15 protein-coding genes and 1 pseudogene are annotated in these 23,980 nt (G+C 72.6%); 9 read left to right on the forward strand and 7 right to left on the reverse strand.

Annotated elements, in window-relative coordinates:
* Nucleotides 1-79 precede the first annotated feature (79 nt).
* Complete coding sequence (locus DMA15_RS15370) at nt 80-1,615, reverse strand: MFS transporter (RefSeq protein ID WP_125513315.1); 1,536 nt, start codon at nt 1,613-1,615, stop codon at nt 80-82.
* Nucleotides 1,616-1,742: 127 nt separating this feature from the next.
* Here DMA15_RS15370 and DMA15_RS15375 point away from each other — a divergent pair, with 127 nt between their 5' ends.
* Nucleotides 1,743-2,726, forward strand: a complete 984-nt coding sequence (locus DMA15_RS15375) for a WYL domain-containing protein (protein WP_125513316.1) — start codon at nt 1,743-1,745, stop codon at nt 2,724-2,726.
* Between the two features lie 304 nt (nt 2,727-3,030).
* Here DMA15_RS15375 and DMA15_RS15380 read toward each other — a convergent pair whose 3' ends face one another.
* Nucleotides 3,031-4,029: a sigma-70 family RNA polymerase sigma factor gene (locus tag DMA15_RS15380; RefSeq protein WP_125513317.1), complete on the reverse strand. Its 999-nt coding sequence runs from the start codon at nt 4,027-4,029 to the stop codon at nt 3,031-3,033.
* A gap of 202 nt (nt 4,030-4,231) precedes the next feature.
* Between DMA15_RS15380 and DMA15_RS15385 the strand changes: the two genes are divergently transcribed.
* The 3 genes and pseudogenes from DMA15_RS15385 to DMA15_RS15395 all read left to right on the forward strand — a co-directional run bounded on the left by DMA15_RS15385 (nt 4,232) and on the right by DMA15_RS15395 (nt 6,516).
* Nucleotides 4,232-4,753 (forward strand): GNAT family N-acetyltransferase, encoded by a 522-nt coding sequence (locus DMA15_RS15385; RefSeq protein WP_125517803.1) that lies wholly within the window; start codon nt 4,232-4,234, stop codon nt 4,751-4,753.
* Between the two features lie 69 nt (nt 4,754-4,822).
* Nucleotides 4,823-5,876 (forward strand): annotated as a pseudogene (locus DMA15_RS15390) (questin oxidase family protein).
* Nucleotides 5,877-6,000: 124 nt separating this feature from the next.
* Entirely contained in the window at nt 6,001-6,516 is a 516-nt protein-coding gene (locus tag DMA15_RS15395; RefSeq protein ID WP_125513318.1) for a MarR family transcriptional regulator, read from the forward strand.
* 40 nt (nt 6,517-6,556) lie between these two features.
* Here DMA15_RS15395 and DMA15_RS15400 read toward each other — a convergent pair whose 3' ends face one another.
* Both DMA15_RS15400 and DMA15_RS15405 read right to left on the reverse strand, forming a co-directional pair.
* On the reverse strand, nt 6,557-8,059 hold the full coding sequence (locus tag DMA15_RS15400; protein ID WP_125513319.1) for an MFS transporter: 1,503 nt from the start codon (nt 8,057-8,059) through the stop codon (nt 6,557-6,559).
* 73 nt (nt 8,060-8,132) lie between these two features.
* Complete coding sequence (locus DMA15_RS15405) at nt 8,133-8,789, reverse strand: TetR/AcrR family transcriptional regulator (protein ID WP_125513320.1); 657 nt, start codon at nt 8,787-8,789, stop codon at nt 8,133-8,135.
* A 261-nt stretch (nt 8,790-9,050) separates the two neighbouring features.
* Here DMA15_RS15405 and DMA15_RS15410 point away from each other — a divergent pair, with 261 nt between their 5' ends.
* On the forward strand, nt 9,051-10,334 hold the full coding sequence (locus tag DMA15_RS15410) for a M6 family metalloprotease domain-containing protein (protein WP_125513321.1): 1,284 nt from the start codon (nt 9,051-9,053) through the stop codon (nt 10,332-10,334).
* On the opposite strand, the gene rho is transcribed toward DMA15_RS15410, so the two are convergent.
* Together rho and DMA15_RS15420 are read right to left on the reverse strand one after the other, a co-directional pair.
* Nucleotides 10,321-11,496 carry a transcription termination factor Rho gene (gene rho, locus DMA15_RS15415; protein WP_125513322.1) on the reverse strand — a complete coding sequence of 392 codons (1,176 nt, stop codon included), beginning with the start codon at nt 11,494-11,496 and terminating at the stop codon, nt 10,321-10,323. The genes DMA15_RS15410 and rho overlap by 14 nt on opposite strands.
* Before the next feature lie 325 nt (nt 11,497-11,821).
* On the reverse strand, nt 11,822-12,613 hold the full coding sequence (locus DMA15_RS15420; RefSeq protein WP_125513323.1) for an ABC transporter ATP-binding protein: 792 nt from the start codon (nt 12,611-12,613) through the stop codon (nt 11,822-11,824).
* Between the two features lie 127 nt (nt 12,614-12,740).
* Here DMA15_RS15420 and DMA15_RS15425 point away from each other — a divergent pair, with 127 nt between their 5' ends.
* Nucleotides 12,741-13,739 carry an iron-siderophore ABC transporter substrate-binding protein gene (locus DMA15_RS15425; RefSeq protein WP_125513324.1) on the forward strand — a complete coding sequence of 333 codons (999 nt, stop codon included), beginning with the start codon at nt 12,741-12,743 and terminating at the stop codon, nt 13,737-13,739.
* Here the strand turns inward: DMA15_RS15425 and DMA15_RS15430 are convergent.
* Nucleotides 13,726-14,862 carry a M20 family metallopeptidase gene (locus DMA15_RS15430; RefSeq protein ID WP_240660214.1) on the reverse strand — a complete coding sequence of 379 codons (1,137 nt, stop codon included), beginning with the start codon at nt 14,860-14,862 and terminating at the stop codon, nt 13,726-13,728. The genes DMA15_RS15425 and DMA15_RS15430 overlap by 14 nt on opposite strands.
* Before the next feature lie 154 nt (nt 14,863-15,016).
* On the opposite strand from DMA15_RS15430, the gene DMA15_RS15435 reads away from it, so the two are divergent.
* Genes DMA15_RS15435 through DMA15_RS15445 form a run of 3 tightly spaced genes read left to right on the forward strand, consistent with a single transcriptional unit; the run spans nt 15,017 to nt 23,975 of the window.
* A complete protein-coding gene (locus DMA15_RS15435) occupies nt 15,017-22,417 on the forward strand; it encodes a non-ribosomal peptide synthetase (RefSeq protein ID WP_125513326.1) in 7,401 nt (2,466 codons plus the stop codon).
* The gene (locus DMA15_RS15440; RefSeq protein WP_125513327.1) at nt 22,414-22,587 is read left to right on the forward strand and encodes an MbtH family protein; all 174 of its coding nucleotides are present in this window, start codon (nt 22,414-22,416) and stop codon (nt 22,585-22,587) included. Before DMA15_RS15435 ends, DMA15_RS15440 begins: the two co-directional genes overlap by 4 nt.
* Nucleotides 22,584-23,975, forward strand: a complete 1,392-nt coding sequence (locus DMA15_RS15445; protein ID WP_125513328.1) for a DHA2 family efflux MFS transporter permease subunit — start codon at nt 22,584-22,586, stop codon at nt 23,973-23,975. Before DMA15_RS15440 ends, DMA15_RS15445 begins: the two co-directional genes overlap by 4 nt.
* Nucleotides 23,976-23,980 lie beyond the last annotated feature (5 nt).

Consider the following 23,980-nt stretch of genomic DNA (forward strand, 5'->3'; position numbering starts at 1 on the left):
AGGGCTTATCTGCGGGCTCGTTGCGGCTGGGCGCGCAGTTCCCCGCGCCCCTGACGGGGCGCCCCCCGCGCCGGGTCGCTCAGGGGATCAATGCGGGCTCGCGCTCCGGGGCTTCCGCCTTCGGCGCGAGGGCCTCGTCGTCGCCCGCTCCACCCTCCACGTGCTGCCTCGGCCTCTTCGGCAGGGCGAACATGATCAGGAAGATGGCCACGAGTACGCCCGCCACCCACCACAGCGCGTTCTGGAAACCGGCCACGTACTCCGCGGGGAGCCGGCTCGGCGCGACGTGTTCGTCGATCACTCCGAAGAAGACCACCGAGACCAGGCCGAGGCCGAGCGCGGTGCCCATCTGCTGCACGGTGTTGATGAGCCCGGACGCCGAACCGGCGTGTTCCCTCGGGACGTCCGAGAGGATCGCGTCCGTCAGCGGCGCCACGATCAGGCCCATGCCCACGCCCATCACCACCAGCGGAAGCGCCATCTGCCAGGGCTCGATGCCGGCGCCGTACCGGTCCGCCTCCCAGATGTAGACCAGCAGGCCCGCGGCCATGGTCAGGGCGCCCGTCTGAAGCACCTTGCGCCCGAAGCGGGGCACCAGCTTCTGCACCGACATGCCGGCCGCCACCGAGACGGCGATCGAGAACGGCACCCCGGTCAGGCCCGCACGCAGCGGCGACCAGCCGAGGCCGTACTGCATGTACAGGGTCCAGACGAGGAAGAAGACACCCACCACGAGGCCGAAGACGGTCTGCACGGCGATGCCCGCGGCGAAGCTCTTCACCTTGAACAGCGACAGCTCCACGAGCGGCGAGCCGTCCTTCGCGGTCTTCCACTTCTCGTACGCGACGAAGGCGCCGAAGACGACGAGCGAACCGGCCATCATGACGTGGCCCCACACGGGCCAGCCCAGCTCACGGCCGCGGGTGAGGGGGTAGACCAGCATCAGCATCCCGGCCGTGACCAGGGCGACGCCGACGAGGTCGAGCTTGAGGGCCCTCGGGGCCTTGGACTCGGTGATGAACTTCCGGCCGAGGACGATCCCGGCGACGCCGACCGGCAGGTTGATGAGGAAGATCGGCCGCCACTCCAGGCCGAAGAGGTTCCACTCGGTGAGCAGCGCGCCCAGCAGCGGTCCGGAGACCGCGCCGAGGCCGACGACCATGCCGAAGAGCCCGAAGACCTTGCCGCGCTCGTGGGCGGGGAAGGTGGCGTGCACGATCGAGAGCACCTGCGGGACCATCAGCGCGGCGGTGCCGCCCTGGAGGATGCGCGAGGCGACCAGCATCTCCGGGTTGGCGGCGAACCCGCAGAGCGCGGAGGCGACGGTGAAGCCGGTCATCCCTATCAGGAAGAGCCGCTTGCGGCCGTGGATGTCACCGAGCCGCCCGCCCGTGATGAGCCCGGCGGCGAAGGCGAGCGCGTAACCCGCGGTGATCCACTGGATCTGGCTGTACGTGGCGCCGGAGTCCTGCTGGATCGACGGGATCGCGATGTTGACGATCGTGACGTCGACCAAATCCATGAAGGCGGCGGTCATCACGATGGCCAGGGCGAACCATCGTCGCCGGTCCGTTTCCGGCCTGGCTTTGCGGAGGGTGGTGGTGGAAGAACTCATGCCGGAAGGTTAGGAGCCATATAGGTCATAAGAGTTCCTATTTACCGCGCATGCTGAGTCTCATGAAGACGACAGAGACGGCGGCGACGAGAAAGACGACGGAAACGATGGCAAGGGTGGCGCGCGCGTGACGGGGGCCACGGGCGCCCAGACCCCCATCCGGCTGCTGCAACTGCTCTCGCTCCTCCAGACGCCCCGCGAGTGGCCCGGCAGCGAACTCTCCGAGCGGCTCGGGGTGAGCCGGCGGACCGTGCGGCGCGATGTGGACCGGCTGCGGGACCTGGGCTACCCGGTGCAGGCGTCGCAGGGCGCCCTCGGCGGCTACCGCCTGGTCGCCGGGAAGGCCATGCCGCCGCTCGTCCTCGACGACGAGGAGGCCGTGGCGATCGCGGTCGGGCTGCGGGCCGGTGCGGGGCACGCGGTGGAGGGCGTGGAGGAGGCGTCGGTGCGGGCGCTCGCCAAATTGGAGCAGGTCCTGCCGGCCAGGCTGCGCCACCGGGTCTCCGCGTTGCAGACCGCGACGATGCCGCTGACCAGCGGGGACGGGGCGAGCATCGCGCCGGAGACGCTGACCGTGATGGCGTCGGCCGCGGCGGGGCACGAGCGGCTGCGGTTCTCCTACCGCGCGGGGGACGGCACACGGACGCGGCGGCTGACCGAGCCGTACCGCCTGGTGTCGACGGGGCGGCGGTGGTACCTCGTGGCGTACGACATCGACCGCGAGGACTGGCGGACCTTCCGCGTCGACCGGGTGGCCGAGCCGTTCGCCACCGGGGCGCGGTTCGCGCCGCGGGAGCTGCCGAAGGGGGACGCGGCCGAGTTCATCCGGCAGTCGGTGTGGCGGGGGCAGGAGTCGTACGAGATCGACGTGACGTTCGCGGCGCCGGCCGAGTTCGTCGTGGCGCGGCTGCCTTCGGCGCTCGGCACCGTCGAGCCGGTGGACGCCGACCACTGCCGCCTGCGCGGCACGGCGACGGACTCCATCGAATGGCTGGCGGTCCGCCTGGCCCTGACGGACTGCGACTTCACGGCCCACGGCCCGCCGGAGCTGGTGACCTGCCTCAGAGAACTGGCCCAACGCCTGACCCGATCGACGGGAGACGCCGACTAACGAGCACACGGGGCGCCGCCCGCCCCCGGGGCAACGCCAGAAGGGCACCCACCCGGGGCTACGCGGGGCAGCACGCGGTACTGACCCCCGGCGTAACGGGGCAACGCGGCGCACCCACCCCGGGGCAACGCAGGACAGCGCGGGGCACCCATCCCCCCCACCCAACGCGGAACAGCGCGACGCACCGCGCCCACCCCGCCGCAACGCGAGACAGCGCGGGGTAACGGGCGGGTGGGTGGGAAAACACCGCGCGGAGCGCGAAGAAAGCCCCCGAGCCCGGGAAACCCCGCCCAAGGCCGGCCGCCTAGGCCACCGCGTCGAACCCCGTATCCCGAGCCAACTTCTTCAGCTCCAGCAACGCATGCTTCTCGATCTGCCGGATCCGCTCGCGGGTGAGGCCATGCTCCTTGCCGACCTCCGTCAGCGTCCGCTCGCGGCCGTCGTCGATGCCGTACCGCATCTTGATGATGGACGCCGTGCGCTGGTCGAGGCGGCCCAGCAGGCCGTCGAGCTCCTCGCTGCGCAGCAGCGACAGGACGGACTGCTCGGGCGAGACGGCGGAGGTGTCCTCCAGGAGGTCACCGAACTGGGTGTCGCCCTGGTCGTCCACGCCCATGTTCAGCGAGACGGGGTCGCGGGCCCAGTCCAGGACGTCGATGACGCGCTCGGGCGTCGAGGACAGCTCAGCGGCGACCTCCGCGGGCTCCGGATCGCGGCCGTGCTCGCGGTTGAACTCGCGCTGCACGCGGCGGATCCGGCCCAGCTCCTCCACCAGGTGGACGGGGAGGCGGATGGTGCGGGACTGGTCGGCTATCGAGCGCGTGATGGCCTGGCGGATCCACCACGTGGCGTACGTGGAGAACTTGAAACCCTTGGCGTAGTCGAACTTCTCGACCGCGCGCACCAGGCCCGCGTTCCCCTCCTGGATCAGGTCGAGCAGCGGCAGGCCGCTGCGCGGATAGCGGCGGGCGACCGCGACCACGAGCCGGAGGTTCGAGCGGATGAAGACGTCCTTGGCCCGCTCGCCGTCGGCGACGAGGGCTTCCAGCTCCTCGCGGTCGGCGGTGACCTTGCTGTCCTCGACCTCGGCGTCCAGGATCTTGCGGGCGTACACACCCGCTTCGATGATCTGGGACAGCTCCACTTCCTTGGCGGCGTCGAGCAGCGGCGTACGCGCGATCTCGTCGAGGTACATGCCGACCAGGTCGCGGTCGGCGATCTCCCCGCCTACGGCGCGAACACTGCGTGCCGCGTCGGTCCCACCGGAGGCGGACTTACGACGGGCGACGGCACGGGTTGCCATGCGTGCTCCCTTGCGATGTGGATTCCTGGTCGGCCCTTTGTGGGGCCTCTGTGGCGGATGGCACACCCTCGAGTGCCCTGCATCCGATGGAAACAACGACTGGAATCCGGACAGAATTCCCAAGCCGCGCATCTTTTTTCCTGACGGTGCAGTACCCTGTGCCGCCACGTGGGGAGGCCAGCCAGTGACAGGCGGTACTGAGGTGCAGGTCAGGCCGGGGGTCGAGACGGATCTCGAAGCCCTCACCGACCTCTACAACCACTACGTCCGTGAGACAGCCATCACCTTCGACACCCTCACCTTCCTGCCGGAAGAGCGACGCCCTTGGCTGCTCTCCCACCCCAAAGACGGCCCCTACCGCCTCTTGGTTGCCCAGGAACGGGATTCCGACACCTGCCCGGGCCGGCTGCTCGGGTACGCCACCAGTAGCCCTTTCCGCGCGCGGCCCGCCTACTCCACCTCGGTGGAGGTCAGTGTGTACTGCGCGCCGGACGCCGCCGGGCGCGGCATCGGCACGCTGCTCTACAAGGCGCTCCTCGACGCCCTGGAGGGCGAGGACCTGCACCGCGCCTACGCCGGGATCGCCCAGCCGAACGAGGCCTCGGTCCGGCTCCACGAGCGCTTCGGCTTCCGGCACGTGGGGACGTACGAGGAAGTGGGCAGGAAGTTCGGGCGGTACTGGGACGTCGCCTGGTACGAGCGCGCCCTCGGCCCGCGGACCTAGGGCGCGGGGCCCCCGGCCTAGGGCGCGCGACCGTTACGGACGAGTCGATCAGGGGCCTACGGTCCCGGCATGACCGACACCACAGGCATTCTGGACGAGGCACTGACGCGGCTGCACGGCTACGGGCCCGAGCGCCAGGGACGCCTCACCAATCACGCGCCCATGGCCGTCGAGGCGCTCGCCGCGCGCGGGCAGTCGGGGGCGGTGCACCGATGGCTCGATCTCTACGCCCCGAAGCTGGAGGAGTTTCCCGCCTCCGCCGCCCCGCTCACCGGTGCGGGCACCGAGGCCGATGCCGAGCGGCGGGCCGCGCTCGGCGATCCGCGCCGGGCCGGGGACTGGATCGCGTACTTTCTCCGGGAAATCGAGGCACGCCCCTGGCGGGAGGTGCTCGCCGCGTGGTGGCCGGTGCTGCTGCCCGGGATGTACGGGGGTTCGACGCACCCGGTGATCCGGGTGGGCCACGCCGTGCGCGCCCTGGAGCAGGACGAGGCCAGCGCGCCCCGCCTCGCCGAACTCGCGCACGGCCTCGGCTACTGGGCCGCCCGGCACCGCCCCCTCACCGGCCTCGCCACGCTGCCGGGCGCCGAGAGCGCGGCAGGCGCCGAGAGCGCGGCGAGCGCGCTGGAGGCGGTGGTGCCCATCGAGGACCGGGCGGAGGGCGGCTTTCCCGCGCGGCTCGCGCGCGTGCGGGCGCTGCCGGCGTGGGCGGCGTCCGTGGACGGCCCCGAGGAGGCGCGGCGCAGGCTGACCGAGCTGGTGCGGGCGGCCACGCATCGGTATGCCACGCATGGCCATGGCGACGAGATCATGCTCGTGCACGCGGCGACGGCGCCGAACGCGGTGCTGCGGGCTCTGGCCGTGCTGCCCTCGCGAGTTGTGGGTGCCTAGCCTTCGCGCCGCGTGGACCGCGTCGGCGGCGGTGACGGCCATGTACGCGGCTTCCTCGCCGGTGGCGTATGAGGTGCGGGGGGCCTTCTCGGCGGGGGAGGTTGTTGAGCTGGCGCTCGCTCACGGGGATGAGCATGTGATCAAGCTGGCCGATACGGCCTTGGATGTGGGCGATGAGGGGGCTCTGGCTGCGGCCGTGCGTGCGGTTGAACTCAACGAGCCGCTCCGCTGAATCCGCAGGTTAGTTGTGGCTGGTCGCGCAGTTCCCCGCGCCCCTTCGGGGCGCCTCCTCGGGGCGCCTCCACTGGCCGTGCGCTTCGTTAAAGGTTCAAGGAAGCGGCTCGTACAGTAGGTACATGGATACGGCACCCACCCCCTCCCGGAACGGCGAACCTCGCTGGCTGGACAGCGACGAGCAGCGCGTCTGGCGGGCCTACCTCCAGGCGACCACGCTCCTCGACGACTACCTCGACCGCCAGCTCCAGCGCGACGCGGGCATGCCGCACATGTACTACGGGCTCCTGGTCCAGCTCTCCGACGCCCCACGGCGGCGCCTTCGGATGACCGAGCTGGCCAAGACCGTGAAGATCACCCGCTCCCGGCTCTCGCACGCGATCGCGCGCCTGGAGAAGAGCGGCTGGGTGCGCCGCGAGGAGTGCCCCTCGGACAAGCGCGGCCAGCTCGCGATCCTCACCGACGAGGGGTTCGAGGTGCTTCGCAGGACCGCGCCCGGCCACGTCACCGCCGTACGCCAGGCGCTCTTCGACCGGCTCACCCCCGAACAGCAGAAGTCCCTCGGCGAGATCATGACGATCGTCGCCGAGGGACTTCAGCCGCAGGAGGCCGGTGCCGACCTCCCCTGGCTCCGCTAGGAAACCGTGCCGGACGGGAAGGAAACTGTGCCGGACGGGGTCAGTGGGCCATCACCGGGATCTTGACCTCGCCCTCGGTGCCCTCCGAGTCCGCGTCGCCGGAGGCCCCGGGGCCGCCCTGGTGGCCGGTGTTGATGAACGTCGCCGCGATCAGCGCGGCGAGCGCCAGGATGCCGACCGCCCACCAGATGGCGCTGGTGTAGCCCTCGACCATGGCCTGCGCCTGGACGAGCTTCAGGTTGCCGCCCTCGGCCACGTGGTCCACGAGGTACGCGGAGGTCGCGGAGGCGGCGATGGTGTTCAGGAGGGCCGTGCCGATGGCGCCGCCGACCTGCTGCGAGGTGTTGACCATCGCGGAGGCGACACCGGCGTCACGGGCCTCGACGCCGTGCGTGGACAGCGACATGGCGGGCATGAACGCCGTACCCATGCCGAGGCCCAGCATCAGCTGCGCGGGCAGGATCAGACCGGCGTACGAGGTGCCGATCTCCAGCTGGGTCAGGAGCAGCATGCCGAGCGCGGCGAGCAGGAAGCCCGGGGCCATCAGCAGCCGCGGCGGGACGCGGGTCATCAGGCGGGCGCCGAGCTGCGTGGAGCCCACGATCATGCCGACGATCATCGGCAGGAAGGCGAAGCCGGTCTTGACCGGCGAGTAGCCCTTGACGATCTGCAGGTAGTACGTGAGGAACAGGAACAGGCCGAACATCGCGATGATGGCGAGGCCCAGCGAGAGGTAGACGCCACCGCGGTTGCGCTCGGTCAGGACGCGCAGCGGGAGCAGCGGCGACTTGACCTTGGCCTCGGTGAGGACGAACGCGGCGAGCAGCACGACCGAGGCGACGAAGGCGCCGATGGTCACGGAGTCCGACCAGCCCTCGGACTCGGCGCGGGTGAAGCCGTAGACGAGCGTGACCAGGCCGAGAGTGGAGAGGACCACGCCGGGGATGTCGAGCGGCGAGCGGTTGCGGGTGCCGGCCGGCTCACGGATGACGAAGTAGGCGCCCAGGGCGGCGATCACCGCGAAGGGGATGTTGACGAAGAACGTCCAGCGCCAGTTCAGGTACTCGGTGAGGAAGCCGCCGAGGATCAGGCCGACGGCGCCGCCGCCACCGGCGATCGCGCCGTAGATGCCGAAGGCCTTGGCGCGCTCCTTGGCGTCGGTGAACATCACCGCGAGCAGGGAGAGCGCGGCGGGCGCGAGCAGTGCGCCGAAGACGCCCTGGAGTGCGCGGGCGCCGAGCATCATGGCCTCGCCGGTCGCGGCGCCGCCGAGGGCGGAGGCCACGGCGAAGCCGATGAGGCCGGTCACGAAGGTGCGCTTGCGGCCCCACAGGTCGGCGATGCGGCCGCCGAAGAGCAGCAGGCCGCCGAAGGCGAGCGCGTAGGCCGTGATGACCCACTGGCGGTTGCCGTCGGATATGCCGAGGTCCTCCTGGGCGGAGGGCAGCGCGATGTTCACGATGGTCGCGTCGAGGACGACCATCAGCTGGGCGAGGGCGATGAAGACGAGGGCTTTCCAGCGCCTCGGATCTGCTTCTGACATGGAAGTGGCCACCTAGCGGTACGGAAGATGCGAAACGTGAACAAGTGAATGCGTACGTGTGTAAGGGGTGGGGTCAGCGCTGCCGGAGGTCTTCCAGAGTCGCCGCCTCCCCCGGAAGTTCGGAGCGTGCGGGCGCCATCAGGCCGTCGAGGAACAGCTGCAGATGGCGGTGGACGAAGCGGTCCATGTTCGGGCAGGGCGTGCCCGGCAGGGGCCGCCCGAGCTGGGAGAGGGCGATCATCAGGTCACCGAGGGCGATGTCGGTGCGCAGCTGCCCGGCCGCGCGGGCCCGCTCCACGAGGCCTTCGATGGAGCGCTCCATGCGCTCCCGGGCGTCGATCAGGTCGGGGTGGTCGGGGTCGAAGCCGGACTGCAGCATCGGGCACAGGGCGCCGATCCGCTCGTCGGCCGCGGCGTGCACGAAGGTGCGCAGCGCCGTGAAGGCGGCGTCCTTGTCGGCGTCCGCCGTGGCGATGCCCTGCTCGGCGAGGTCCGCGACGCGGCCGGTGACGTAGCGGACGACCTGGCGCACCAGCTCGTCGCGGTCGGCGAAGTGGCGGTAGACCGTGGCGTTGCCGACGCCCGCGCGGCGCGCGACCTCGTCGAGGGGTACGTCGGGTCCGTACTCCACGAACATCTCGCGTGCGGCGGCGACGATCCGCTCCCGGTTGCGCAGGGCGTCGGCCCGCGGGCGGGCGGCCCGGCGCTGCGGGGCGGTGGCGGTGTCCACGGCTTCTCCTCTGATCGACGACGGTTGTCCGGCGATGCGGGGAGTCAGTCCCCGTTTCGCGCGAACACAGGTCTAAACGGGGAAGGACTCCCCGGATATTTCCCGCCCCCGCCCTCATTCCATGTGACCTGAGTCACACCTGTTTCGGCGGGAAGCACACGATCGGTCGCACCCAGCGAGCGCCCGCGTACCCCCCGGCACAGGGTGATCGGACAGGGTGCAGCCAGGTCAGGCGGCTGCCGCGGAGCGGAAGGGCCACGTATGCAGCAGCCGATCCGGCGGCGGATACGCCCCGCCCGCCGCGGTGTCGCCCTCGCCTCGGTCACGGTCCTCGCCCTCGCGGTCACCACCTCGGCGAGCACCGGACGCCTGATGGAGGACTCCCCCAGCGCGGCGGGCCCCGTGTCGATGGCCCGCGGCAGCACACTCGGGCCGTGCATGATCAGCGGCACGATGGGCGTACAGATGTCGGAAGGCATGCCCACCCCGCCCGGCTACTCCCGCTCCACCGGCACCGTCCGCGCCCTGAACCTCATGGTCGACTTCTCGGACGCGCCCGGCGAGGGCAGCGCGATGGACCGGCTCGCGGAGTTCTTCCCGCAGACCTCGAAGTGGTTCAGGACCAGCTCGTACGGGCGCCTGGACTACCGCCCCGAATCCCCCGTCCCGGACTGGCTGCGGATGCCCAAGTCCTTCGCGGAGTACGGGATAGAGCGCGGCGCCCCCTTCGATCCGGGCTACCGGGAGCTGGTCGAGGACATCGTGGAGGCCGCCGACCCGGACGTGGACTTCCGCGCTTACGACCTCGTGAACGTCCTGGTCACCCCGAACGCGGGGCCCTCCGCGCTCGACACGGTCCTCTCGGTGACCTTCGCGGGCAACCACGAGGCGCCGGTCGCGGACGGCGTGCCCGTCGCCAACGCGTCCTTCGTCTACAGCCGTCAGGACGACGGCTCGGGCAGCTACCACGAGACGGGCTACCGCGTCCTGCCCCACGAGAACGGCCACGTCTTCGGCCTGCCCGACCTGTACACGCAGGACGGCGGCGGCGCGGTCGGCCACTGGGACATCATGAGCGAGGACTGGGGCGCCAACAACGACCTGCTGGCCTGGCACAAGTGGAAGCTGGGCTGGCTCGACGACGACCAGATCGGCTGCGCGGCGAAGCCCGGCGGCAGTGAGCACGTGCTCTCCCCGCTGGCCCGCTCCGGCGGCACGAAGCTCGCCTTCGTCCCGCTGAACGCGAAGACGGGGTACGCGATCGAGGCCCGTACCCCCGGCGGCAACGACGAGGCGGTCTGCAAGCCGGGCGTGCTGGTCTACCGCGTGGACGCGGACGTCGACACGGGCCACGGCCCGGTCACGGTCTTCGACTCGGCCGGCGACAGCGGCGGCTGCACCCGCAGACCGAACGTCCACGCCGAACTCTCCGACGCGCCCTACGGCCCCGGCGAGACCTTCACCGACCGTGAGACGGGCGTGCGGGTGACGGTGGCGGAAGTGACGGACGACGGCGACTACCGCGTGCACGTCACGCGGCCGTAGCGCCGTTCCCCGCCGCGGAGGCCGACCCGGCCCCGGGGACCGTCTGCTGCACCTGCCGCAGGAACGCGGCGTTGCTCGGGGTCTTCTTGATGCGGTCGATCACCGTCTCCAGGGAGCTGTGGCTGTCCCTGCCGAGCAGGGCGCGCCGCAGTCCGCGTACGGCCGTCAACTCGTCGCCCGTCAGAAGCAGTTCCTCCCTGCGCGTGCCGGAGGGGGTGATGTCGACGGCCGGGAAGAGGCGCCGGTCGGCGATGACGCGGTCGAGGCGCAGCTCCATGTTCCCCGTGCCCTTCAGCTCCTCGAAGTAGTAGTCGTCGGCGCGCGATCCGGTCTCCACGAGGACGGTCGCGAGCATCGTCAGGGAGCCGCCCTCCTCGGCGAGGCGCGCGGCGCCGAAGAGCCGCTTGGGGCCCTGAATGGCGGCCGCGTCGACGCCGCCGCTGAGGGTCTTGCCGCCACTGGCGGCCGCGTTGTTGTAGGCGCGGCACAGCCGGGTCAGCGAGTCGAAGAGCATGACGACGTCGCGCCCCTCCTCGACCAGGCGCTTGGCGCGCTCCACGGCGAGTTCGGCGAGCGCGATGTGCTGCTTGGCGGGCCTGTCGAAGGTCGAGGAGAGCACTTCGCCGCGGACCGAGCGGAGCATGTCGGTGACCTCCTCGGGCCGCTCGTCCAGGAGGACGACCATGAGGTGGCACTCGGGGTGGTTCTCGGCGATCGCCGCGGCGATCTGCTGGAGCAGTACGGTCTTGCCGGTCTTCGGCGGTGCGACGATCAGGCCGCGCTGCCCCTTGCCGACGGGCGCCACGAGGTCGACGAGCCGCCCCGTGACGGCGCCGCCCGCGGACTCCAGGCGGAGCCTCTCGCGGGGGTGCAGCGGGGTCAGCTCCCCGAAGCGGGGGCGTCCGTGCAGGCCTTCGGGGACGCGTCCGTTGACCCGGTGGACGCCGGTGAGCGTGCGGGCCCGCCCGGCGCACTCCCCGTCGACGAAGTCCCCGCCGCGGAGGCCGAGTCGGCGGATGAGCGGCGCGGGCACCTGCACGTCGGCGGAGGCGGGCAGGCACCCTTCGCTCCGGAGGAATCCGCGCCCGTCGCGGGCGATGTCGAGAACTCCCTTGCATGTCAGGGGAGTTGATGTGGGGGCTTCGGTCAGGGTGGCAGTCATGAGGGTGGTCCTTTCGCGGACATGCGAATGAGGGGGCCCGGCGGGACGGCGATGATCACGCCCCGTACGACGAGCGAAGAGAACCGCTCCATGCGAGCGGCGAAAGAAGAAGGCCCGGAACGGCCTGGCAGATCCCGAGAGGGAGAGAGTGAACCAGCACGGGCGCCCTGAGATGACCGGGCGTACACACGTACTGATGGCACGGTAGCACACGGCCTCGCGCGGGCGCGGGGTTCCGGGAGGACTGCCTGGTACCTACGCCGACCTCCCGGTGCGGCGAGACGGGTGGGTGGGTGGGAGAGATCCGCCGCGAAGCGGCGAATAATCAGCCCCGCGCGGCGGCCCGAGCGAGCGGGACCACCACGGGGGCCCCGTCCGCCCCGGCCCGCAAGATCTCCGCCTCAATCCCGTAAAGCGTCATGACGAGCCCCTCATCGATCACGTCCCGAGGCGCCCCCACCCCCACGACCCGCCCCGCCAGCATGGCGACGACGACATCCGCGTACCGCGCCGCCGCCGCGAGGTCGTGGACGACCATGACGATGGTCCGCCCCTCCGCCGCGACCTCCCTGACCAGGTCGAGGACCTCCACCGCGTGGCCGATGTCGAGCGCGCTGGTCGGCTCGTCGAGCAGGACGACCGGCGTCTCCTGAGCCAGCGCCATCGCGAGCCAGCACCGCTGCCGCTGCCCGCCGGAGAGCTGGTCGAGGCGCCGTTCGGCGAGTTCGGCCGTGCCGGTGGCTTCGAGGGCCCGCGTCACCGCCCGCTCGTCCTCGGCGGACCACTGACGGAACAGCCCCTGATGGGGGTGGCGCCCGTACCGTACGAGACCCGCGACCGTCACCGCCTCGGGGGCCTGCGGCGACTGCGGGAGCAGGGCGACGCGGTGGGCCGTCTCCCGCTGCTTGAGCCGCCAGATGTCCGCGTCGCCCGCGAACACCCGCCCGGCGTCGGGCCGGTGGAGCCGCGCCATGCAGCGCAGGAGCGTGGACTTGCCGCAGCCGTTGGGACCGACGATGGCCACGACCTGGCCGGATCCGACCGTGAGGTCGACGCCGTCGACGGCGGTGTGCGCGCCGCCGTATCCGGCGGTGAGCTGCTCGACGCGGAGTTCCACAGGACGCGCCTTTCCGGGTTCGAGGGGCTCACCCCTTGCCAGTTCGACCTAAGGTAAGGCTAACCTTAGCCAAAACCCCGGTCGGTGACGACCACTTCTTCATGTCCCCTTGATCCCGGAGCTGTTGATGACCGTCCCCCGCCGCCCCCTCTCCCCCGCCACCCGCCGCGCGACCCAGGCGGTCGCCGCTCTCGGCGCGGCGGCGCTGCTCCTGACGGGCTGCGGCTCGGACGACGGCTCCGACAAGGCCTCGTCCGGCAAGGGCGGCTCGGACTCCGCCGGGACCCGCACCATCAAGGACGCCACCGGCACGGCCGTGAAGGTCCCGGCCCACCCGAAGCGGATCGTGACGCTCACCCAGGAGGACCTGGACGCCGTCCTCGCGCTCGGCGTGAAGCCGGTCGGCATCACCAACGGCCAGGGCCTGGACAAGCCCCCGGCCTACCTCGCCGACAAGGTCAAGGGCATCGACGTGGTCGGCAACCTCCTCCAGCCCGTCATGGACAAGGTCGTCGCGGCAAAGCCCGACCTGATCCTCGCCGGTGACATGCAGGACGAGCAGGTGCTCAAGCAGCTGCGCGAGATCACGCCCGCGACCGTCGTCACGATGGCCCCCACCGACGACTGGAAGCTGACCCTGCGCGGCATCGGCAACGCCGTGGGTGAACTCCCCAAGGCCAACAAGGTCATCGCCGACCACGAGAGCGCCGCCAAGGCCGCGGGCGAGAAGCTCGGCGCGAACAAGGGGGCCGAGGTCTCCATCGTCCGCTGGAACCCGGACGGCCCGAGCTGGATGGAGAGCAAGCAGTTCGCCAGCGGCGTCGCCCTGGAGATGGGCCTGAAGCGGCCCAAGAACCAGAACAAGGACGGCAACGCGCACACCCCCTCGCTCAGCCTGGAGAAGATCAACGAGATCGACGGCGACTGGCTGTTCCTCTCCACCCTCACCTCGGACGGCGAGAAGGCCCTCAAGGACGTCCAGAAGAAGCCCGCCTACAAGGACCTCGGCGCGGTCAAGAAGAAGCACGTCGTGACCGTGGACGGCTCGGTCTGGTCGACCCGCGGCGGCCCGCTCGCCGCCGACGAGGTCATGGACGACATCAGCGAGGCGCTCAAGAAGAAGTAGCCGCCGCCAGGCGGGCGAGCGCGAGGTCCGCCGCCGTCCACGCCATGCCCAGCGCGCCGTCGAGCAGCGCCTGCTCGGCGGCCGGCGAGACGGCGGCCGCCGCGAACTGGGCCTCGTGCGGCCCGCAGGCGCCGCCGCTGATGTCCAGGACGGGGTGGATGGACGGCACGAGATGCGAGACGTTGCCCATGTCGGTGCAGGCGAACGGCTCGCGCTCGACGGGTTCGGCACGGCCGAGCGTCTGGGCGTTCGCCTTCCACAGGGCGATCAGCTCCGGGTCGCCGCGAAAGTCCAGGTAGTCCGGTTCGGGGCGCTCCAGGGTGACGTCGCAGCCGGTGGCGAGCGCGCCCGCGCGGAAGCAGTTCTCGACGCGCTCGCGCAGTTCGCGCAGGTCCTCGGCGGCCAGCGCGCGGATCTCGTACTCGGCCGTGGCGCGGTCCGGTATGGCGTTCGGGGCCGTGCCCGCGGCGGTGGTGATGCCGTGCACCCGCCACTGGGGCGGGAGTTGCTGGCGCAGCAGGCCGAGGGCGACCTGGGCGACGGTCAGGGCGTCGGCGGCGTTGCGGCCCTCATACGGGTTGAGGCTGGGGTGGGCGGACTTTCCCTTGTACGTCACCGAGAGCGTGCCGAGCGCGAACGAGCGGAAGTCGGCCAGCTCGAACGGGCAGGGGTGCACCATCATCGCCGCGTCCACCCCGTCGAAGGCTCCCGCCTCGATCAACAGGGCCTTGCCCGCGCCGCGTTCCTCGGCCGGGGTGCCGAGCACCCGCACGGTGAGCCCCAGTTCATCGGCGTACGGGGCCAGGGCGAGGGCCGCTCCGATGCCGGCCGCGGCGATCAGGTTGTGGCCGCAGGCGTGGCCGAGGCCCGGCAGGGCGTCGTACTCGCAGACGAGGGCGACCGTGACGGGTCCGCTGCCGACGGTGGCGCTCATCGCGGTGTCCAGGCCGTAGGCGGGCATGGTCACGTCGAAGCCCTGGGCGGCGAGGAGTTCGGCGCACCAGGCGGCGGCGCGGTGTTCCTCGAACGCGGTCTCGGGGTGCGCGTGGATGCGGGCGCTGAGGGCGAGCAGGTCGTCTCGGTGTGCCTCGATCTCCTTGCGGAGGGCTGTCTTGAACACCATGGGGGTCGTCTTCTCCATGGCGGCCAAGATAGCTTAGGCTTACCTAAGTTAGTACTGGTGGGCCTGCGTGCGGGCCCCCTCCCCAGACCAGCAGGTCCGTTCAGGTCACGTCAGGTTCAGGTTCAGGTTCAGGTTCACGGGAGTCGTCACACACATGCATCAGCGCCCTGATCGCCTTCCCCTGCTCACCGCGCAGGCCGGCATCCTCTACGCGCAGCAGCTGGCCCCGGAGAGCACCGCGCTCAACACGGCGGACCGCGTGGAGATCCAAGGCCCCCTGGACACCGCCCTGTTCGAGACCGCGCTCCGGCGGACCATGGACGAGGCCGAGACCCTGGCGCTGCGAGTCGGCGAGGACGCGGACGGCACACCCTGGCAGGAGGTCGCCCCGGCCGCAGCGCCGGTCCGCCTCCACCGCCTGGACCTGCGCACCGAGGCCGACCCTGAGCGGGCCGCCGAGGCCTGGATGCGGGCCGACCTCGCGAGACCGGTGGACCTCACCCGCCCCGCCGACGGCGCGAACGGCCTCGTCACCCAGGCCCTGATCCGCCTCACCGACGACCGCCACTGGTGGTACCAGCGCGTCCACCACTTCGCCGTCGACGCCTACGCCCTTCAGCTCATCGGCAGCCGTGTCGCCGAGCTGTACACCGCACTCGCCACCGGCCAACAGCCCCTCCCCGAGCGCCGGTTCGCGCCGCTCGCCGAACTCACCGACGACGAGCGGCACTACCTCGACGGCGAGCAGTACGCCACCGACCGCGCGTTCTGGGCCGAGCGCACCGCCGGGCACACCCCTCCCGTCACGCCCGCCACCCGCGCCGCCCGCCCCGGCGCCCCGGATCTGCCGCGGCGCCGCGCCGCCGACCTGCCCGACGGCTCCTTCGAGCGGATCAGCCGGGCCGCGCAGGCCGTGAAGGCCACCTGGGCCGAGGTGGTCATCGCCGCCACCGCCGGGCATCTGCACCGCGTCACCGGCGCCGAGGAGATCGTGCTCGGCCTGCCGCTGACCAACCGGCGCGGCCCCGCCGCCCTGCGCACCCCGGCGATGACCGTCAACGTCATGCCGCTGCGCATCGCCGTACGCCCCCGGGACACCGGCGCCGAACTCCTGCGCCGCGTCGTCCTGGAGATCCGCGCGGTCCGCCGCCACCAGCGCTATCCGCAGGCCGATCTCCGCCGCGACCTCGCGCTCGGCACCGCGGGCGAGCCGCTGACCGGGCCCATGGTCAACATCAAGCCGTTCGAGACCGACCTCGACTTCGCGGACCTGCCCGGCACCGTCCACAACCTCGCCGCGGGCCCCGTCGAGGACCTCGCGGTCGGCGCCGCGCCCCGCGCCGACGGCACCCTCCGCCTCACCCTGGACGCCCACGCCGGACGGTACGGCGAGACCGAACTCGCCCGCCACGAACGTACGTTGCTCACCTACCTGGACGCCCTCACCGACCTCCTCCTGACCGACCCGCACCGCCCCATCGGCACCCTCGACCTCCTCACCCCCGACGAGATCCGCGCCGCCACCGCGGGGCGCGCCGAACCGCCCGCCGAGCACACGCTGCCCGAGGCGTTCGCCGCGCAGGCCGCCCGCACCCCCGACGCCGTGGCCGTCCGCAGCGGTGGCGCCGCGCTGACCTTCCGCGAGCTGGACGAGGCGGCGAACCGGCTCGCCCACCGCCTCGCCACCGATCTGGCCCCCGGCACGCCCGTCGCCCTCGCCCTGCCCCGCAGCACCGGCACGGTCGTGGCACTGCTAGCCGTACTGAAGGCACGCGGCGTCTGCCAGCCGCTCGACCTCGGCCATCCCGCCGCGCGGACCCTGGACGTCCTGGCCGACGCCCGCCCGGCGTACGTCATCGGGACCCGGGCGACCCTCGCCGCCCTGCCGGACCACCAGCTGCCCGTACTGGCGCTCGACGACCCGGACACGGCGGCCGCGCTCGCCGACCTCCCCGCGACCCCCCTCACCGCGTCCGCCCCCGCCGCCTCACCGCGGCCCGGCGACCCCGCCTACGTCATCCACACCTCCGGTTCCACGGGGCGCCCCAAGGGCGTCCTCGTCACCCACGCCTCGCTCGCCAACCTCCTCGCCGGGCACGGCGAGGACCACGTCGGGCCCGCGCTCGCGCGCACGGGCCGGGACCGGCTGCGGGTCGCGCACAGCGCCTCGTTCGCCTTCGACGCGTCCTGGGACCCGGTGCTGTGGATGGTCCACGGCCACGAACTCCATCTCCTCGACGACGCCGCGTACCGCGATCCGGCGGTGCTCGCCGCGTACGTCGACGAGCACCGCGTCGACTACCTCGACGTCACCCCGTCCTACGCCGAGGCGCTGGTCGCCGAGGGCCTGCTCGACGAGGGCCGGCACCGGCCCGCCGTCGTGGTCGTGGGCGGCGAGGCCGTCCCCGGCCCGCTGTGGGAGCGGCTCGCTTCCACGCCCGGGACGCGACCGATCAATCTGTACGGGCCGACCGAGACGACGGTCGACGCCTACTACTGGCTGCCCGGCCCCGACGGGAGCACCACCGGGCACCCCGTGCGCGCCTCGCGCGTCTACGTCCTCGACTCCTCCCTCCGTCCGGCGCCCCCCGGCGTCACCGGTGAGCTGTACGTCGCCGGGGCGTGTCTGGCCCGCGGCTATCTCGGGCGCCCGGACCTGACCGCCGAGCGCTTCGTCGCCGACCCGTTCGGGCCACTGCACGGCGACCCCGGCGGCCGCATGTACCGCACCGGGGACCTCGTGCGGCGCCGCGACGACGGCACCCTGGAGTTCCTGGGGCGCGGCGACGACCAGGTGAAGATCCGCGGCTTCCGCGTCGAACTGGGCGAGATCCAGGCGCGCCTTGCGACCCACCCCGCCGTGGCCCAGGCCGCGGTGATCGCCCGCGACACGCCCCACGGCAAGCGCCTCCTCGCCTACGCGGTCCCGCGCGGGGCCGCCAACGCGCCGGGCGAGGCCGCCAGCGCCCAGGACGCCCCCGGCCGCGGCACCCCAACCGGCGCCCCCGTCACCCCGGCCGACCTCCGCGCCCACCTCGCCGAGGCCCTGCCCGCGCACATGGTCCCGGCGACCGTCACGCTCCTCGACGCGCTGCCGCGTACCGCCAACGACAAGCTCGACCACCGGGCCCTGCCCGACCCCGAGCCCGCCCTCACCCCCGGCGCGGACAGCCCTGCCGACCCCCACACCGAGGTCCTCTGCGGCCTCTTCGCCGACGTCCTCGGTCTCGAGTCCCGGTGGCCGTCACCCGACGCCACCTTCTTCGATCTCGGCGGTCACTCGCTGCTCGCGGGGCGCCTCGCCGCCCGTATCCGTGAGCGGTTCGGCGCCTCGGTCGGTATCGCCGATGTCTTCAAGGCGCCGACTCCCGCCGCCCTGGCCGCACTTGTGCGCACCTCGGACATCACGTCCGAAGGAACCGCTCCCGTCGCCGACTCCGTCCCCGTCGTCCCCCGCACCGACACCCTCCCCCTCTCCCCCGCCCAGCAGCGCCTGTGGTTCCTGCACCGCCTCGAAGGCCCGAGCCCCACCTACAACATCCCGCTCGTCCTCACCCTGGACGGCCCCGTCGACCACCGCGCGCTGACGCTCGCCCTGCACGATCTGAGCGCGCGCCACGAGACACTCAGAACCGTATATCCCACCACTGACAACGCCCCCGAGAGCGGCGCGGCCAACGCCCCCGACGACCGCCCCCACCAGCGCGTCCTCGCCTCCGACCACCCCCTCGCCCAGCCGGTCCTGCACCACGCGCCGCTCGTCCCCGGCGCCCTGCCCGAGGCCGTCCGCCACTGCTTCGACCTGGCCGCCGAACCGCCGCTGCGCGCCACCCTGTTCACCGACCCGCAGGACCCCACCCGCCACACCCTCCTCCTGCTCCTCCACCACATCGCGGGCGACGGCGCCTCCACCACCCCCCTCTCCCGCGACCTCGCGACCGCCTACACCGCCCGCGGCGCCGGACACGCGCCCGCGTTCGCCCCGCTCCCCTTCCAGTACGCCGACCACGCCGCCCACCAGCAGAAACTCCTCGCGGACGGGCTCGCCGACACCCATCTCGCGTACTGGAAGGACGCCCTCGCCGGTCTCCCCGACCAGTTGGAGCTGCCCACCGACCGGCCGCGCCCGCCCGTCGCGTCGTCCGAGGGCGACACCGTCCCCTTCTCCCTCGGCCCCGCCGCGCACCGCGCCCTCAAGCAGCTCGCCGCCGCCACCGGCACCACCGTCTTCATGACCGTCCAGGCCGGGCTCGCCGCGCTCCTGACCCGGCACGGCTGCGGCACCGACATCCCGCTCGGCACGCCCGTCGCCGGGCGCGACGACGACGCGACCGCCGATCTCGTCGGGTTCTTCACCAACACCGTCGTGCTGCGCACGGACACCTCCGGCGACCCCGGCTTCCGTACGCTCCTCGACCGTGTGCGGGACGCGACGCTCGCCGCGTACGCGCACGACGCGCTCCCCTTCGACCAGCTCGTCGAGGAGCTGAACCCGCCGCGCTCCCTCGCCCGGCACCCCCTCTTCCAGGTGATGCTGGCCTGGCAGTCGATCCCGGACGGGCCGTTCGCGCTCGGCCCGGACACCACGGCACGGCTGACCGCCGTGCCGTCGGGCACCGCCAAGTTCGACCTCACCCTGAACGCCGGCGAACTCGCCGGGGAGCAGGGCATATCCGGCTTCCTCGAATTCCGCACGGACCTCTTCGACCGCACCACCGCCCAGGCCCTCGCCGACCGCCTCACCCGCCTGCTCACGGCGGCGGCGGCCACCCCGGACACCCCTCTCGGCCTCCTCCCCCTCCTCGGCGCCGACGAGCACCACCACGCCCTGGTAACCGTCAATGACCAGGGCCCGAGGACCAGTTCGACCCCGGCCACCCTCGCCGACGTCTACGAGACCGCCGCCGCCCAACACCCGCACCGCACCGCCGTCTCCCACGACGGCCACACCCTCACCTACGCCGAACTGTCCGCCCGCGCCCACCGCCTGGCCCGTCTCCTCGCCGCCCGCGGCATCGGCCCCGGCGCCATCGTCGCGCTCGCCCTGCCCCGCTCCGCCGACCTGGTCACCGGCCTGCTCGCGGTCGCCCTCTCCGGCGCCGCCTACCTCCCCCTGGACCCGGACTACCCCGCCGACCGCCTCTCCTACATGCTCGGCGACGCCCGCCCCGCCGCCCTCCTCACCGACACCGCGACCGCGCCCCGGCTGCCCGCCGAGGCGCACGCGCTGCCGCTGATCGCGGTCGACGGCGACGCCCCGGCCGCGTACGACGAGAGCCCCCTCGCCCAGTCCGACCGCACCCGACCGCTCACCCCCGACGACCCCGCGTACGTCATCTACACCTCGGGCTCGACGGGCCGCCCCAAGGGTGTCGTCGTCACGCACCACAACGTGACGCGGCTGCTCACCGCGACCGACCACTGGTTCCGCTTCGACGAGCACGACGTGTGGACGCTCTTCCACTCCTACGCGTTCGACTTCTCGGTGTGGGAGCTGTGGGGCGCGCTCGGTTTCGGCGGCAGGCTCGTCGTCGTCCCGCATCTGACCAGCCGCGACCCGGCCGCCTTCCGCGCGCTCCTCGCCGACGAGCGGGTCACCGTCCTCAACCAGACCCCGTCCGCCTTCTACCAGCTCGCCGCCGCCGACCGCGAGGCCCGCGACGGCCGCGAACTCGCCCTGCGGTACGTCGTGTTCGGCGGCGAGGCGCTGGAGCTGGCCCGGCTCGACGAGTGGTACGAGCGGCACGCCGACGACAGCCCCACCCTCGTCAACATGTACGGCATCACCGAGACGACCGTGCACGTCTCCTACTTCGCGCTGGACCGCGCGACCGCCGCCGCCTCCACGTCGAGCACCATCGGCGTGAACATCCCCGACCTGCGCGTCTACGTCCTCGACGACCGTCTCAACCCGTGCCCGCCCGGTGTGACGGGTGAGATGTACGTGGCCGGTGAGGGGCTGGCCCGCGGCTATCTGGGCCGCCCGGACCTCACCGCGACCCGTTTCGTCGCCGACCCCTACGCGCACCTCTTCGGCGAGCGCGGCGCCCGCATGTACCGCTCCGGCGACCTCGCGCGCCGCCGCGCGGACGGCTCCCTGGAGTACTTCGGGCGCGCCGACCACCAGGTGAAGATCCGCGGCTTCCGCATCGAACTCGGCGAGATCGAGGCCGTCCTCGCCGCCCACCCCGCCGTCGCGGACGCGGCCGTCGTCGTACGCGAGGACGTGCCCGGCGACAAGCGGCTCGTCGGCTACGCGGTGACGGCCACCGGCACTGCCACGCCCACGACCGCGACCGCGACCCCCGCCGAACTGCGCGAGCACGCGGCCGGTGAACTCCCCGCCCACATGGTCCCCTCCGCCGTCGTCCTCCTCGACCGGCTGCCGCTCACCAGCAACGGCAAGCTGGACCGCAAGGCCCTGCCCGCCCCCGAGCGCCCCACCGCCGCCACCGCGGGCCGCGCCCCGCGCACCCCCCGCGAGGAGCAACTTTGCGCGATCTTCGCGGAGGTGCTTGGCCTGGCGGCCGGGTCCGTCGGGATCGACGGGAACTTCTTCGAGCTGGGCGGGCACTCTCTGCTCGCCGTGCGGCTCGCGGGCCGTGTGCAGGCCGCGTTCGGGACGGAGGTGTCCATCGGTACGGTCTTCCAGTCGCCGACACCCGCCGGGCTCGACGCGTTCCTCGACTCCGGCGGCGGGCAGGCCGGCCCGCTGGACGTCCTGCTCCCCCTGCGCCCCGCCCGCGAAGGCGACCGCGCGCCGCTCCACTGCGTCCACCCGGCGGGCGGCCTGAGCTGGTGCTACGCGGGCCTGATCCGCCACCTCCCGGCCGACGTGCCGATCTACGGCCTCCAGGCGCAGGGCGTGGGCGCGGCCACCGCCGCCGACCCGCTCCCGGGCACCCTGGAGGAGCTGGCCGCCCACTACGTCTCGCGCCTGCGCGAGGTGCAGCCCACCGGCCCCTACCGCCTCCTCGGCTGGTCGACCGGCGGCATCATCGCGCACGCCATGGCCACCCACCTCCAGGAGCTGGGCCACGAGGTGGAACTCCTCGCCATCCTCGACGCCTACCCGGCGGAGGGCTTCCGCGAGCTGCCCGAGTCCGATGAGGCAGAGGCGCTCGAATCACTGCTCACGATGGGCGGTCACGGCCCCGACAGTCTCGCGGGCGCTGACCTGACCACCGAGAACGTCATCGGCGTCCTGCGCCGCGAGGGCAGCCCCCTCGCGGCCCTTCCCCCCGCCACCTTCGAGGCGCTGCGCGACATCTACCTCAACACGAACCATCTCGTACGGGGCTACGACCACCGCCGCTTCGACGGCGACGTGCTCTTCTTCCGGGCGACGGTCGACACGATCGACGACACGCTCACGCCCGAGACCTGGACCCCCTACGTCGGCGGGCGCATCGCGAACACGGACGTCGCCTGCTCGCACAAGGACATGACCCTGCCCGAGCCGATCGCGCACATCGCCCGCGTGGTCGCCGCCCGACTGACCGATGGACCGGGCCCGATGGACCGGCCGACCGAGCTGGAGACCCCGCGATCATGAGTGACGCACCCGCCAACCCCTTCGACGCGGAAGGGGAGTTCCTGATCCTCGCCAACGACCGCGGCGAGCACTCGCTGTGGCCGCTGTTCGCCGAGGTGCCCGACGGCTGGGCGGCCGTTCACGGGCCGTGCCCGCGCCAGTCCGCGCTCGCCTGGGTCTCCGGCCGGTGAGCGGCGGCCTGCTCGTCAGACCCCGGATACGCCCCAGGGTCGCCGTCGTCCTCGTCTACACGGCCGCGATGTGCATGAACGGCCTGGACTCCACGATCGTCAACCCGGCCCTCTTCACCATCGCGGGCGACTTCGGGCGGCCGGTGTCGGCGGCGAACACGGTCGAGACGGCGTTCCTCGTGGCGCTGGCCCTCGCCCTGCCGGTCGCGGGCTGGCTCGGTGACCGGCTCGGCACGAAACGGGTCTTCCTCGGCGCGCTGGCCCTCTTCACGGCGGCGTCCGCCGTCTGCGGCCTCGCGCCGGACCTCACCACCCTGGTGGTGGCGAGGGCGGTGCAGGGCCTGGCGGGCGGGCTGCTCACGCCGGTCGGCATGACACTCCTCTTCCGGGCTTTCCCGCCCGAGGAGCGCGTAAGGCTCTCGAAGGTGCTGATCGTGCCGACCGCGCTGATGCCCGCGTTGGGCCCGCCGCTCGGCGGCTTCCTCACCGAACACCTCTCCTGGCGCTGGCTGTTCTTCGTGAATGTGCCGGTCGGCGCGGCGGCCGTGCTGCTCGGCGCGGTGGCGCTGCGCGAGCACGTCGAGGGGACGAAGGGCCCCTTCGACCGCGTCGGCTTCCTCCTCGCCACCCCGGCGCTCGGTCTCCTCACGTACGCGCTGGGCTTCGGCCCCTCGCAGGGCTGGTCGCGGCCGTCGGTGGCGGTCAGCGCGGTGGTGGGCGCGGCGCTGCTGGTGGCCACGGTGGTCCACCAACTCCGCGTCCGGGAACCCCTCTTGCGCCTGCGGCTGCTCGCCGACCGCGTGTACGGAGCGGCCTCGGCGCTCGCCCTGGTCAGCGCGGCGGGCCTGATGGGCGTCCTCTTCGTCTTCCCGCTGCTCTACCAGGCCGCGCTCGGCGCTTCCGCGCTCGACGCGGGCCTGAGCGTCTTCCCCGAGGCGCTGGGCCTGATGCTGGCGTCCCAGGCGGTGGACCGCCTGCTGCCCCGCCTCGGCCCGCGCCGCCTCGCGGTCCCGGCGCTGCTTCTCGCCGGGGGCGTCTTCGCCGCTCTTGCCGCGCCCGGGGTGGCGGAGAACGCCTGGGCGGTGCGGGGGCTGATGTTCGCGGTGGGGCTCGTGCTCGGCACGGCGGTCCTGACGATCCAGATCGCCGGGTTCGAGGGCATCGCCCCCGCGGACATGGGACAGGCGATGGGCCTCTTCCAGATCGTCCGCACGCTGGGCGGGGCGGTGGGCATCGCCGCCTGTGCGGCGCTGATCGGAGGGCATGGGGTGGGCTTCTCGGACGCGGGTCCCTACCGGGTTGCCGTGCTTGTCACGGCGGGGTTCGTGGCCGCGGGCGCGGGGCTGGCGGTGCGCCTGCCGAGGGGTCTGGCGGGGGCGCCTGTCTAACGGCT

It is taken from the genome of Streptomyces sp. WAC 01529 (assembly GCF_003945545.1).
In the GTDB taxonomy this organism is placed as follows: domain Bacteria; phylum Actinomycetota; class Actinomycetes; order Streptomycetales; family Streptomycetaceae; genus Streptomyces; species Streptomyces anatolicus.

Bases quoted from the DNA above. Each gene is read 5' to 3' on its own strand.
- DMA15_RS15370 (WP_125513315.1), bottom strand. From the start codon at position 1,615: ATGAGTTCTTCCACCACCACCCTCCGCAAAGCCAGGCCGGAAACGGAC.
- DMA15_RS15380 (WP_125513317.1), bottom strand. From the start codon at position 4,029: ATGGCAACCCGTGCCGTCGCCCGTCGTAAGTCCGCCTCCGGTGGGACC.
- DMA15_RS15395 (WP_125513318.1), top strand. From the start codon at position 6,001: ATGGATACGGCACCCACCCCCTCCCGGAACGGCGAACCTCGCTGGCTG.
- DMA15_RS15400 (WP_125513319.1), bottom strand. From the start codon at position 8,059: ATGTCAGAAGCAGATCCGAGGCGCTGGAAAGCCCTCGTCTTCATCGCC.
- DMA15_RS15410 (WP_125513321.1), top strand. From the start codon at position 9,051: ATGCAGCAGCCGATCCGGCGGCGGATACGCCCCGCCCGCCGCGGTGTC.
- rho (WP_125513322.1), bottom strand. From the start codon at position 11,496: ATGACTGCCACCCTGACCGAAGCCCCCACATCAACTCCCCTGACATGC.
- DMA15_RS15425 (WP_125513324.1), top strand. From the start codon at position 12,741: ATGACCGTCCCCCGCCGCCCCCTCTCCCCCGCCACCCGCCGCGCGACC.
- DMA15_RS15430 (WP_240660214.1), bottom strand. From the start codon at position 14,862: ATGGTGTTCAAGACAGCCCTCCGCAAGGAGATCGAGGCACACCGAGAC.
- DMA15_RS15435 (WP_125513326.1), top strand. From the start codon at position 15,017: ATGCATCAGCGCCCTGATCGCCTTCCCCTGCTCACCGCGCAGGCCGGC.
- DMA15_RS15440 (WP_125513327.1), top strand. From the start codon at position 22,414: ATGAGTGACGCACCCGCCAACCCCTTCGACGCGGAAGGGGAGTTCCTG.